This window comes from Plantactinospora sp. DSM 117369, assembly GCF_053764795.1.
Genome location: NZ_CM132446.1, coordinates 4,691,001 through 4,703,351, shown reverse-complemented (window position 1 = coordinate 4,703,351; position 12,351 = coordinate 4,691,001). Strand labels below are relative to the sequence as shown.

The window sequence follows — 12,351 nt, the reverse complement described above, 5'->3', positions numbered from 1 at the left end:
AGGACAACATCATGGCTGCTGCCATTTCCGGCTTCGACTACCGTCGGGTCACGGTCGACGACGACGTGACGCTGTCGGTGGCGGTGGGCGGTGCGGGCAGCCCGATCGTGCTGCTGCACGGCTTTCCGCAGACCCACCTGATGTGGCGGCACGTCGCCGCCGACCTGGCCGCCGAGCACACCGTGATCTGCCCCGACCTGCGCGGCTACGGGGCGAGCGACAAGCCCGCCGCCCGCGACGACGAGACGTACGCCAAGCGGACCATGGCCGCCGACGTCGTCACCCTGGCCCGGGAACTCGGCCACCCGCGCTTCGCGCTCGCCGGCCACGACCGGGGTGCCCTGGTCGCCGTCCGTGCCGGCCTCGACCACCCGGACGCGATCTCACACCTCGCCGCGCTCGATGTGCTGCCGACTCTCGACATGTGGGACGTCCTGCACGGCGCCCGCGCCGCGGTCGCCTTCCACCTCTACCTGATGGCCCAGCCGCCGGGCCTGCCGGAGCAGATGATCTCGGCCAGTCCGGATGCCTTCTTCGGCTACTTCCTGGACGGCTGGGCCCGGAACCCGCGGGCGATCCCGCCGGAGGTGCGGGCAGAGTATCTCCGGGCGTCCCGCGAGGCGGTGCCGTCCATCGTCGCCGACTACCGCGCCTCGGCCGGGATCGACGTCACGCACGACGAGGCGGACCGGGCCGCCGGCCGCCGGCTGGCCATGCCGGTCACGGTCGTCCAGCAGGACTGGGGGGCGGCGCTCGGCTACGACGCCGCCGCGCTGTGGCGGGCCTGGGCCCCGAACCTGGTGCACCACACCACCTCGGCCGGCCACTTCATGGCCGAGGAGGCACCGGAGGAGATCGGCAAGGTACTCCGCGCGCTCGTCGCCCGCTAACGCACCGACTGGCGGCGCCAACGCGTTCGCCGAGGTCTACTGGCGGGTGGCAGCCGGCGCGCCGTTCCGCATCCGTCGGCGGGATCGCTCCCTGAACGCCTACCAGTCGCTGTGCGACACCGCCGCCGACGGGTCCGCGAGGTGGGTGGCCTTTCCGGCGGGTCTGCCCGACCTTGTGCGTGTGGCGGTGTCGTCAGGAGCGACGTGGGACTACGAGGCCGGTTTCGTACGCGATGATGACGAGGTGTACCCGATCGCGTGCGTCGAGCTTGGCGAGGAGTCGTGTCACATACGTCTTGACGGTGGCGGGGCTGATGAACATGGCGGCGGCGATCTCGGTGTTGGACATGCCGCGCCCGACAAGGGCCAGTGCTTCGCGTTCCCGTTCCGTGATGCCCTCGATCGCGGGCTGCGGTGGTGATGCGGGCTCGGGTCGGCTGGCGAACTCTTGGATCAGGCGGCGGGTGACGGTGGGTGCGATGAGGGCGTCTCCGGCGGCGACCACGCGGATAGCGGCGAGGATGTCTTCTAGTGCCATGTCTTTGACGAGGAATCCGGACGCGCCGGCGCGCAGCGCGGCGTAGACGTACTCGTCGTGGTCGAACGTGGTGAGCACGATGACGCGTACCGCGGCCGTGCCGGGGTTCGTGGTGATCAGGCGGGTGGCTTCGATGCCGTCCATGCCGGGCATGCGGATGTCCATGACGACGACGTCGGGTTGGAGGTCTGCGGTGAGCCGGATCGCTTCGGCGCCGGTGCTGGCCTCGGCGGCGACGTCGAGGTCGGGGGCGTCGGTGATGACCATGCGTAGGGCGGTGCGCACGAGGGGTTGGTCATCGGCGAGGACAACGCGGATGGTCATCACGGCGCCGCTGGTATGGGGATGCGGGCAGTGGCGCGGAAGCCGCCCTCTGGGCGCGGTCCGGCGTGGAAGTGGCCGTGCAGCAGGTCGACCCGTTCCTGCATGCCGGCGATGCCGTGTCCGGTGCCTGTGGTGTGTCCGGTGCCGTGTCCGTCGTCCTCGATCACGATGGACAGCCAGTCGTCTCGCTGGTCGATCAAGACGCGACAGTTGGTGGTGTGGGCGTGGCGTACCACGTTGGTGAGCGACTCCTGGATGATGCGGTACGCGGCGATGTCGATGTCGGGCGGCAGCGGCCGGTGCTCCCCGCGCCACCGGAGATCGACGCTGACACCGGCGGCGCTGGTTGTCGCGGCCAGCCGCTCGGCGTCGGCCACGCCGGGCGTGGGCTCGTCGAGCCGTGCCCGGTCATGGCCTGGTTCGGCTTCCCGGAGCACACCGAGCATCCGCCGCAGCTCGGACAGCGTCTGCCGGCTGGCAGCTTCCACTGCCCTCATCGCGCTGCGCGCCGCGGTCGGCTGCGTGTCGATGACCCGGCTGGCCGCGCCGGCTTGCAGGGCGATGATGCCAAGGCTGTGCGCGACGCTGTCGTGCAACTCCCGGGAGATCCGCAGCCGTTCGGCGGTGACCGCTTCAGCCGTGTGGCTGGCAGCCACCTGGTGGGCGTGGTCGCGGGTCTGCCTGATCGTGTTGCCGACCAGCCAGGCGACGGCCGCGCTCAAGGCGACGGCCAACTGGGTCGAGGTACCAATCGGGAAACCAAGCAGCACTCTGGTGACCGCGTAGCCAGCCAGCACAGCCAATGCCATAGCGCTGGCGGCGATCGAGGTACGGCGCGGCTGGGCCGCGGCGATGAAACATAGCGCCACGTCGACCGCCAGGAACTGCAGGAACGCGATCCGGGTCGAGTTCAGCGCCATCGCTGCCGCGACGGACCCGACCAGCAGCAGTGCGACGGCCGCCAGTGGCCGGCGGCGCAGCAGAGCGCTGCCGGCCAGCGCGACCACGGTGGCTACCGCCAGGTACGACCAGGACGCGGCCGAACGGTCAAAGGGATCCCTGAACGGAATAGTGGGCACCTCGCCCGGCAACCGGACAAACATGACGAGGGCATACGCCGTGGCGGCACACCAGGTCAACGCCGTCCACACGCCCGGCGGCACGGCCTTGGGCAGCGGCAGCTTCGCAGCGGTGGACACGCACCGATCGTAATCTTGCCGCTGCGACGGGGGCGTCGGCCCGTGGTTGTACAACCACGGTCGACAGCCTCCCGCCGCGATTGTCACCGGCAGCAGGATGCGGTGCGGACGCGCCCGGCGACAGTGTTAAGTGCATGATCGAAGTCAACGAACTGACCAAGCGCTACCGGAAGGTCACGGCCGTCGACGGCCTGACATTCACGGTACGCACCGGGCAGGTCACTGGGTTCCTCGGGCCGAACGGGGCTGGCAAGTCCACCACGCTACGGATGATCCTCGGCCTCACCGAGGCCACCAGCGGCACCGCCACCGTCGACGGGCGCCGGTTTCGCGACCGCCCGCGCGGGCTGCGTCACGTCGGCGCGCTGTTGAATGCCGGCGACGTGCACGGCGGCCGCAGCGCGCGGGCCCACCTGTCGGCACTGGCCCGCAGCAACGGCCTGCCCCGCCGCAGGGTCGACGAGGTGCTGCGGGAGGTGGGACTGGCCGGCGTGGCGCGGCGTCGGATCGGCGGATTCTCCCTCGGCATGAAACAGCGGCTCGGCATCGCCACCGCCCTACTCGGCGACCCACCAGTGCTGATCTTCGACGAGCCGGTCAACGGCCTAGACCCCGAAGGCGTCCTGTGGGCGCGCAGCCTGTTCCGCCGGCTGGCCGTCGAGGGACGCACCGTGTTCGTTTCCAGCCACCTGATGAGCGAGATGGAGAACACCGCCGACCAGCTCATCGTCATCGGCCGCGGCAAACTGATCGCGGCAGAGCCGCTGACTGACTTCGCCGCTCGCAGCACCCGGCAACAGGTCACCGTCCGCACACCCGACCCCCGCGCCCTGACAGCCGTGCTGACCACCGAAGGTGCCACCGTCACCGAACACCACGACGGCAGCCGCACCGTCACCGGGCTGACCGCGGCCCGCATCGGCCAGCTCGCCTTCGACCATCAGATCATGCTGCACGAAGTGACCACCCACGCCGCCTCCCTGGAGGAGGCGTTCATGGAACTGACCGCCGACAGCGTCGAATACCTGGCAGGAGAACAGCGGTGACGGCCATCGACACCCGCGCCAGGTTCCACGACCTGCTCGTCTCCGAGTGGATCAAGCTCTGGTCGCTTCGCTCCACCTACGGGGTACTCGCGGTCGGCGTGCTGATCTGCGTCGGCATCACCACGAACTCCGCCCGCTCCAACGTCGCGCTCATCAGCAGAAGCCCAAACCCGTTGCAGCGCCTCGCGATCGACCCGATGCATGCCGCCTTCGTCACGGAGGCCTTTCAGATCCTCGGGATCATCGCCTGCAGCGTGGGAGCCATCACAATCTTCGGCGAATACACCACCGGGCTGATCCGCACCACGTTCGCGGCCGTTCCGGCCCGCAGACAGGTGGTTACGGCCAAGGTCCTCGTCGTGTCAGCGGTCATGCTCGTCTTCGGCACGCTCGTCTCGGTGGCGTCGTTCGGCGTAACCCAGGCGATCTACCACCAGCACCGCATCGGCCTGTCGATCGGCGCCCCGGGCGCGCTGCGGGCAGTCACCGCGTCCGCGCTGCTGGCCCCGTTGTGCGCCCTGGTAGGCATGGCTCTCGGCGCCGTCATCCGGCACGCCGCCGGCACCATCGTCGCCGCCATCGGGCTGCTCCTACTCCTGCCGGCCCTATTCCAGGGTGAAACGTACCGGTGGGTCAAGGAGATAGGGAACGCCATGCCCTACACCGCATGGCAGGCCCTGGTCGAGAACCCGGCACGGCACAACCCAGACCCAGGACGGCCGGCGCTCGTCGCCATGACCAAGTACCCGGTCACCGTCACCGAAGCGTGGATCGTGTTCACAGCCTGGGCCGTCGCGGCCGTCGTTGTCGCCGTGGTCGCGGTCCACCGCCGTGACCCGTAGAACCCGCCAGCATCGTGCACGGCCTCCGGCAGGCCAAGCGCGGTCGGACCTGGATCACCCTCACCGCCGCCGGCGACACCGCGCTCGCCGACGAGATCGGGCGGCTCAAGCTGCTCATCCCGCGAGTCGAGACGACCACCAACCCACCGGAGGACCGATGGATACCGAACTGACCCGCCGGCATCTGCTCGCAGCCGCGCTCGCCACCGGGGTCGCCGTGCCGCTCGGCACCGGCCGCGGCTGGGCGGCACCGGCGTCAGCGCCGCCCGGCCCGGCAGGGCTCACGCTGCCGCCACCCACCGGGCCGCACCGTGTCGGCACCGTGTCGCTGTACCTCGTCGACACCTCCCGCCCGGATCCGGTCGCCGGCCCGGGGCGCCACCGCGAACTGATGGCCAGCATCTGGTATCCGGCCGCCCGGCACGCCGGGCGTCATCCGGTGGCACCATGGGTGCCTGCCGCGCCCCTGCGCGCGCTGCTCGGGTCCGCCGGCTTCGACGCCGATGCCGCGGCGGCACCCCGCACGGCCGGCCACGAGGGCGCTGCGGTGCTACGGACGCCCGGACGGCTGCCCGTGATCGTGTTCTCCCACGGCGCCGGGGGTCACCGTTCCGAAGCCACCATCGTGGTACAGGAACTCGCCAGTCACGGCTACATCGTGGTCACGGTGGATCACACGTACGACGCGTTCAGCGAATTCCCCGACGGCCGCCTCACCGTCCCCGGCGATCTGCCGGTCACCCCATGGGACCACGCCCACGACATCCGGTTCGTCCTCGACCGCATCGAGGACCTCGCCGCCGGCCGCAACCCCGACGCCGAACACCGAGCGCTGCCGGCCGGCCTAGGCGCCGCGCTCGACCCGCGCCGCATCGGCATGTTCGGCTGGTCGAAGGGCGCGACCGCGACCGCCCTCGTCATGAACACCGACCAGCGCGTCCGGGCCGGGCTCGGCTTCGACGGCCCGATGCAGTCGCAACCACCGGTCACCGACCTCGACCGGCCGTTCATGCTGATGACCGCCGAGTTCACCCGGGCCGCCGAGCCGAGCGTCGACCAGTACTGGTCGCACCTGCGCGGATGGCGGCTCAACGTACACGCCGACGGCGCAGCCCACGGGTCGTACTGCGATCATCAGTGGCTGATCCCACAACTGGCCAGGATCACCGGAATGAGCGACGAGGAACTCGCGAACTGGATCGGCACCCTCGACCCGGCCCGGGCGGTACGGATCCGGCAGGCGTACCCACTCGCATTCTTCGACCTGCACCTACGCCACCGGCGGCAGCGACTGCTCGAAGGCCCGAACCCGGCCTTCCCGGAGGCGCAATTCATCCCCTGACCCCCACTCCGAGCTGAATGTTCAGCCAGCCACTCCCCGCTGGCCGAGTTGCCGCCGGCCGCCCCGCAAAGGGTAGGGGGTCCGGTTAGGATCGTTCGCTTCCGACGAACTCGCGGTCCCGGGACGCGGACCCGCCGAGGGCGTACCCGGGTCGGCGGGACGCCCTCGGCGGAGGTCGGCGTGCGGGTCAGGTCATGCGTCGTCGTCCTGGACGGTCAGCAGGCCGTAGGCGTCGCCGACGGAGACCCCCTGGACGGCCTTCACCGCGACCACGTAGCGCCGGCCGTCCCCGGGTTGGGTGTTGCCGGTCACCGCGATCGGGATGGCGATGGTGGTGCTGCCGGGCGTGACGGTCAGCACGCTGGTCGTGGCGAGCCCGGTCAGCGGGTCCACCACGAAGACCCGTACCTGGCCGTTGCCGCTGCCGGAGACCTGGGCTGGCACCTGGTAGGTAACCGTCCCGGAGTTGCCCTCCTGGACCGTCCGCTCGCCCAGGTCGACCCGGGGCAGCGACACCGGCTGCGGGGCGGGCGTGCCGGGCCGCCAGCCCCAGGCGTCGATCAGCCAGATCCTGGCCCAGGTCTCACCGGCCCGTGGTACCAGCACCAGAGTGGTGATCTGGCCGAGGTCCAGCCCGGCCGTTCTGGCGTTGGTCAACGGCATCCGCACCTCCTGGGCCCAGTCGTCCGAGGTCTGTGTGGGCATCGGCATCGGGTCGAGGGTGGTGGTGCCGAGCGTCGCCTGCCGGCCCGCCGAGTCGGCGATGGCGACGTCGAACTGGGTACCCGGGGATCCGCCCGGAACCACCACCCGCAACGCCACCGACTCCGCCGTCGACAGCGAGACCGCGGCGGGGGGCCGGAGACCGACCGGGCTGCCCGGTGCCCGCCAGTCCACCTCGATGGCGTACCGGCCCGGCTCGGGGACGATCGGGTCGAAGGTCGCGAAGTGTGGCGAGTTGGAGTTGCCGCACCAGGCGGGCGAACTCGCCGGGGCGATCTGCTCGCAGAGCCGGGCGGCGGCGCCGCTGAGCACGGTGGAGGCGTCGGGCACGAGCAGACGCGTCCGGTTGCCGCCCACGGCGTGACTGAGCACGGTCGCCGGGTCCGTCGAGGGTGCCCGGAATCCCGAGCCGTCCAGCAGCGGGCGTACCTGGTCGTTGCCGGCCACGAAGGTGGCCGCGGCGGCGGCGACGTAGGTGGCGCCGACGTTCTGCTGCTGCTCCGGGGTCAGGCGCATCGGCGAGACCGTCCGGCAGACCGGATCGTGCGGGCTGGGGTAGTCGTCCCAGGACTTCGCGACGGAGAGCCCGGGAGTCCACTCCGTGTTGAAGTAGTTGTGGTTCGCGCCGACGGCGAAGACGACACCGTGCAGGGCGGACCCGCGACCCACCCCACGGGTGGCGTCCGCGTAGAGCTGGCCCTCCAGGTCGGACAGGTCACCGTCGCAGCTCGGCAGGATGGTCATCGACGGTACGTCCGGAGCCGGGTTGTGGCTGTAGATCGACGGGGCGATCAGCGCCAGCCCGCGGATCTGCCAGCGCACCGTCCCCGGGTAGCCGTCCTGCCCGGCGGGTGGCCGGGTGAGGCTGTCCACGGCGGCCCGGCTGACGCCCTCGCCACCTCGGGAATGCCCGACCAGCAGCACGTTGGACATGTTCGGCACCGGCGCCGACCGCACCACGTCGGGCGCGCTGGGCCGACCGGTGCCGGCCCAGTCGGCCCAGCGGCCCAGGTGCAGCCGGACCAGCGAGGAGCGGGCCTGCGCACCCGCGTCCTGCGGCGGCAGGCCGGCGCCATCCTGCGCGTTGATGGCGTTGGCCGAGATGGAGACGGTGACATACCCCTGCGAGGCCAGTACCTGCTGGATCCGCTCGTACCCCCGATGGCTGGGCAGCGGGTTCCAGCCGCTCGGGCAGGGCCAGACCGTGGTCGGCTCGGCGGTGCCCTGGTAGCAGGTGGGGTGCCGGCCGTGCAGGATCAGCACCAGCGGGCGCTGGCCGGAGGTTCCCTGCGGTGCCACGACGTAGCCGCGCATCTCCACCGGTACCGCCAGCCCCGGCAACGGCACGTCCGGCAGCGTGTACTCGCCGCTGATCGTCGGGTACGGGCCGGGCACGCCCGGGTCGACCGGGTTCGGCGGCAGTTGGGTCGCCGCGAACGTCGGCGGTACGCCGCTCCCGCGCGCGTCGCCCGGGTCGACCGGCACGTCGAGGCGCCGCCCGCTGGCGCGTACCTGGAGATCCGTCAGGTTCCGTGCGGTGACGTCGTCGATGGGAAGGTGGAAACGGCGCTGGTCGCTCGCTGCTCCCGGCCGGCCGAGCGGCCGGTTGCCGGCGTAGAACTCGATCACGGCGTCGCCGGTCCGGACCGGTTGCGTCCGGCGCCATTCGAGTTCCCACCCGGACGCGGTCTGCGTCAGCTTCCAGCCGTCCGGCAACGGGGTGCGGGCGTCGGCCGTCGCTCGACCGGACGGATCTGCCGGGCTCGCCCATGCGGCGCCGCCGCCGAGACTCAACGTTAACGAAACCGCGACAGCCATCACCGCTCTGCCGACGTGCATAGACGTCCTCCCCCGTGTGTATTCCGCTGTCGACGCGGGCGCCACCCGGCTCGGGAGCGCTCCCACGTCGGTGCGCCGCCCATCCTAGAGCGACAGAGCCATCACGATCAATGCGCCGGGTCGCCCCCACCACTGTGGACGGCGGGGCGGGTCACCGTCTGCGGGGCGAGGTCGAGGCCGATCACGGCCCGGCGGGCCCGACCGCGTGCCGGACCGCGGGCAGCGCGGCCGGTGCCACAGCCGACGTCCACCGCCACTCCCCCGGCCGGCAGTCGCGCCTGCGCGACCGCGGCGGCGTAGGCGGGCAGCAGGTGCCACAGGCATCCCGCCACCCAGTACGGCAGACGCGGGCCGCTCAGCCACCTTCACATCGCAGATGCGGATCGGTAACCTGGCCGGGTGACGATGTTCCGGATCGGTGAGGCCGCAGAACTGCTCGGCGTCAGCGTCGACACGGTGCGCCGCTGGATCGACGCCGGACGCCTGCCCGCCCTGCGCGACGATTACGGGCACCGGCTGATCGACGGGGCGGCGCTCGCCGGATTCGTCCAGGCGCAGGGAGGTGAGCCGGCGGAGCGCACGGAGGAGTCGTCGGCGCGAAACCGGCTGCGGGGCATCGTCACCGCCGTGGTCAAGGACGCGGTGATGGCCCAGGTGGACATCCAGGCGGGGCCGTTCCGGCTGGTGTCGCTGATGAGCCGGGAAGCCGTCGACGACCTCGGCCTGGAGGTCGGGTCGGTGGCGGTTGCGGTGATCAAGTCGACCACGGTCGTGGTGGAGAAGCCAGCGACGACCGCCGGCAGCCGAGGGAGGACCAATCCGTGAGAGCAGCACTATCCCGTACCGCCCTTGCCGCGCTCACCACGTTGGCGGTGCTGGGGCTCTCCGGCTGCGGCAACGGCGACGACGCCGCAAGCCCGGCACCGGACGGCGGCGGCACCCGGGTCTCCGGAAACGTCACCGTCTTCGCGGCGGCGTCGCTGACCGAGTCGTTCACCCAGCTCGGCCGGGACTTCGAGGCCGCCAACCCGGGCGTGCGGGTCACCTTCAGCTTCGCCGGCAGCTCCGCGCTGGCCAACCAGATCAACCAGGGCGCGCCGGCGGACGTGTTCGCCGCCGCCGCGCCGGCCACCATGAAGACCGTCACCGACGCCGGTAACGGCGACGGCACCCCGGTCACGTTCGTGCGAAATCAACTCGTGATCGCCGTACCGAAGGGCAACCCCGGTGCGGTGACCAGGCTGGCCGACCTGACCAGGCCCGGCACCAAGGTGGCGCTCTGCGCCGAGCAGGTGCCGTGCGGAGCGGCGGCCAAGAAGGCTCTGGCCACCGCCGGGGTGACGCTCACGCCGGTCACCCTGGAGCAGGACGTGAAGGCGGCGCTGGCGAAGGTGCGGCTCGGCGAGGTCGACGCGGCGCTGGTCTACCGGACCGACGCCAGGGCCGCCGCCGGCGAGGTCGACGGGATCGAGTTCCCCGAGTCGGCCGGTGCGGTCAACGACTATCCGATCGTGGTGCTGAAGGACGCGCCCAACAAGGCGGCCGGGCAGGCGTTCGTCGGCTACCTGCGCTCCGACGCCGCCCGGGGCGTACTCACCGCCGCCGGATTCCAGGCGCCGTAGCCGGTGTCCCTCCTCGACGACGTACCCGCGGCGACCGCGGCCGGGAAGAGCCGGTCGCCGCGGCGGCGACGACGTACCGGCCGGGTGCCGGCCGCGCTGCTCATCCCGGCCGCGCTCGGCCTGCTCTTCCTGGTGCTGCCCCTGATCGGCCTGCTGGTACGCACACCGTGGAGCACCCTCCCGCACCGGCTCACCGAGCCGGGAGTACTCGCCGCGCTCCGGCTGTCGCTACAGACCGCCACCCTCGCCACCCTGCTCTGCCTGCTGTTCGGCGTACCACTGGCCTGGCTGCTCGCCCGGGTCGAGTTCCCCGGCCGCCGGGTCGTACGCGCGCTGGTCACCGTCCCGCTGGTGCTGCCGCCGGTGGTCGGCGGCGTCGCCCTGCTGCTCGTCTTCGGTCGCCGGGGGCTGCTCGGCGGCTGGCTCGACAGCACCTTCGGGATCACCCTGCCGTTCAGCACCGCCGGAGTGGTCCTGGCCGAGGCGTTCGTCGCGATGCCGTTCCTGATCATCGCTGTCGAGGGGGCGCTGCGTGGCGCCGACACCCGCTACGAGGAGGCGGCGGCCACCCTCGGCGCCGGCCGGTGGACCACCTTCACCCACGTCACGCTGCCGCTGGTGGCCCCGGGGATCGCGGCCGGGGCGGTACTGTGCTGGGCGCGGGCGCTCGGCGAGTTCGGCGCCACCATCACCTTCGCCGGCAACTTCCCGGGCCGGACCCAGACCATGCCGCTCGCCGTCTACCTGGCGCTGGAGACCGACCTGGAGGCGGCGATCGTGCTGAGTCTGCTGCTGCTGGTCGTCTCGGTGGCCATCCTGGCCAGCCTCCGGGACCGCTGGATCACCAGCCCGTGACCGCCGTCTCCGTGACCCGGGCCGGCGCCGAGGCCGGCACGCCGCTGCTCGACGCGCACCTGGTCGCCGACCGGGGTGCCTTCCGGCTCGACCTTCCGCTACGGATCGGCGCCGGCGAGGTCGTCGCGCTGCTCGGCCCGAACGGTGCCGGCAAGACGACCGCGCTCCGGGCGCTCGCCGGCCTGCTGCCGCTCAGCGGTGGGCGCCTCACCCTCGCCGGCCGAGACCTCGACCGGCCCGACCTGGACCGCTGGACCCCGCCCGAACGGCGGTCGATCGGCGTGGTCTTCCAGGACTACCTGCTCTTTCCACACCTCAGCGCGCTCGACAACATCGCCTTCGGGCCACGCCGGCACGGCGCCGACCGCCGGCAGGCGCGGCTGCGCGCCGCCGAGTGGCTCGACCGGATGGGCCTGGCCGGACAGGCCCGGCGGAAACCACGGCAGCTCTCCGGCGGGCAGGCCCAACGGGTCGCCCTGGCCCGCGCCCTCGCCGTCGACCCCGCACTCCTGCTCCTGGACGAGCCACTCGCCGCGCTCGACGCCCGGACCCGGCTCGACACCCGTACCGAACTGCAACGCCACCTCGCCGAGCATCCCGGCGCCACCCTGCTGGTCACGCACGACCCGCTCGACGCCCTCGTCCTGGCCGACCGCTTGGTGATCGTCGAGGACGGCCAGGTCGTCCAGGAGGGCGACGCCGCCACCATCACCGCACAGCCCCGCACCGACTACGTCGCCCGACTCGTCGGGCTCAACCTCTATCGCGGCCGGGCCGACGGGGACGCGGTACGGATCAGCGACGACTTCTCCCTCACCACCACCGACCACCCGCACGGAGAGGTCTTCGTCGCGTTCCCGCCCTCCGCCGTCGCCCTCTACCCCGGCCGTCCCGACGGCAGCCCCCGCAACATCTGGCCGGCCACCATCTCGGCGATCCAACGCCACGGCGACAACCTGCGGATCCACCTGACCGGCCCGATCCAGGTCGCCGCCGACATCACCCCGGCGGCCGCCACCCAGTTACGGCTGGCCCCCGGGCAGCCGCTCTGGGCGGCGGTCAAGGCGACCGAGACCCGGGTCTACCCGGCGGCGGCCGGCGGGCGGCAGCAGCCGGACCGGTAGTCGCGGG

General features: G+C 72.0%; 13 protein-coding genes. 9 read left to right on the top strand and 4 right to left on the bottom strand.

Annotated elements, in window-relative coordinates; genetic code table 11:
- The first annotated feature begins 11 nt into the window (after positions 1–11).
- Entirely contained in the window at positions 12–890 is an 879-nt protein-coding gene (locus tag ACSMXO_RS20390; RefSeq protein ID WP_455418967.1) for an alpha/beta fold hydrolase, read from the top strand.
- 193 nt (positions 891–1,083) lie between these two features.
- On the opposite strand, the gene ACSMXO_RS20385 is transcribed toward ACSMXO_RS20390, so the two are convergent.
- Both ACSMXO_RS20385 and ACSMXO_RS20380 read right to left on the bottom strand, forming a co-directional pair.
- Entirely contained in the window at positions 1,084–1,752 is a 669-nt protein-coding gene (locus ACSMXO_RS20385; protein ID WP_455419267.1) for a response regulator, read from the bottom strand.
- Positions 1,752–3,038 (bottom strand): sensor histidine kinase, encoded by a 1,287-nt coding sequence (locus tag ACSMXO_RS20380; RefSeq protein ID WP_455418966.1) that lies wholly within the window; start codon positions 3,036–3,038, stop codon positions 1,752–1,754. The genes ACSMXO_RS20385 and ACSMXO_RS20380 overlap by 1 nt, the downstream gene beginning before the upstream one ends.
- A 47-nt stretch (positions 3,039–3,085) precedes the next feature.
- On the opposite strand from ACSMXO_RS20380, the gene ACSMXO_RS20375 reads away from it, so the two are divergent.
- Genes ACSMXO_RS20375 through ACSMXO_RS20360 form a run of 4 tightly spaced genes read left to right on the top strand, consistent with a single transcriptional unit; the run spans position 3,086 to position 6,181 of the window.
- Complete coding sequence (locus ACSMXO_RS20375; protein ID WP_455419266.1) at positions 3,086–3,997, top strand: ABC transporter ATP-binding protein; 912 nt, start codon at positions 3,086–3,088, stop codon at positions 3,995–3,997.
- A complete protein-coding gene (locus ACSMXO_RS20370) occupies positions 3,994–4,839 on the top strand; it encodes a hypothetical protein (protein ID WP_455418965.1) in 846 nt (281 codons plus the stop codon). The genes ACSMXO_RS20375 and ACSMXO_RS20370 overlap by 4 nt, the downstream gene beginning before the upstream one ends.
- 14 nt (positions 4,840–4,853) lie before the next feature.
- A complete protein-coding gene (locus ACSMXO_RS20365) occupies positions 4,854–5,012 on the top strand; it encodes a hypothetical protein (RefSeq protein WP_455418964.1) in 159 nt (52 codons plus the stop codon).
- Positions 4,997–6,181, top strand: coding sequence for an alpha/beta hydrolase family protein (locus ACSMXO_RS20360; protein WP_455418963.1), 1,185 nt, complete (start codon positions 4,997–4,999; stop codon positions 6,179–6,181). Before ACSMXO_RS20365 ends, ACSMXO_RS20360 begins: the two co-directional genes overlap by 16 nt.
- 192 nt (positions 6,182–6,373) lie before the next feature.
- Here ACSMXO_RS20360 and ACSMXO_RS20355 read toward each other — a convergent pair whose 3' ends face one another.
- Together ACSMXO_RS20355 and ACSMXO_RS20350 are read right to left on the bottom strand one after the other, a co-directional pair.
- Entirely contained in the window at positions 6,374–8,743 is a 2,370-nt protein-coding gene (locus ACSMXO_RS20355) for a hypothetical protein (RefSeq protein WP_455418962.1), read from the bottom strand.
- Positions 8,744–8,850: 107 nt separating this feature from the next.
- Positions 8,851–9,075: a hypothetical protein gene (locus ACSMXO_RS20350; RefSeq protein WP_455418961.1), complete on the bottom strand. Its 225-nt coding sequence runs from the start codon at positions 9,073–9,075 to the stop codon at positions 8,851–8,853.
- A 67-nt stretch (positions 9,076–9,142) separates the two neighbouring features.
- Here ACSMXO_RS20350 and ACSMXO_RS20345 point away from each other — a divergent pair, with 67 nt between their 5' ends.
- From ACSMXO_RS20345 to ACSMXO_RS20330, 4 genes are all read left to right on the top strand, one after another.
- Positions 9,143–9,568 carry a TOBE domain-containing protein gene (locus ACSMXO_RS20345; protein WP_455418960.1) on the top strand — a complete coding sequence of 142 codons (426 nt, stop codon included), beginning with the start codon at positions 9,143–9,145 and terminating at the stop codon, positions 9,566–9,568.
- Positions 9,565–10,365, top strand: coding sequence for a molybdate ABC transporter substrate-binding protein (modA, locus tag ACSMXO_RS20340; RefSeq protein WP_455418959.1), 801 nt, complete (start codon positions 9,565–9,567; stop codon positions 10,363–10,365). The genes ACSMXO_RS20345 and modA overlap by 4 nt, the downstream gene beginning before the upstream one ends.
- Before the next feature lie 84 nt (positions 10,366–10,449).
- Complete coding sequence (locus ACSMXO_RS20335) at positions 10,450–11,220, top strand: ABC transporter permease (RefSeq protein WP_455419265.1); 771 nt, start codon at positions 10,450–10,452, stop codon at positions 11,218–11,220.
- Entirely contained in the window at positions 11,217–12,344 is a 1,128-nt protein-coding gene (locus ACSMXO_RS20330) for an ABC transporter ATP-binding protein (protein WP_455418958.1), read from the top strand. Before ACSMXO_RS20335 ends, ACSMXO_RS20330 begins: the two co-directional genes overlap by 4 nt.
- Positions 12,345–12,351 lie beyond the last annotated feature (7 nt).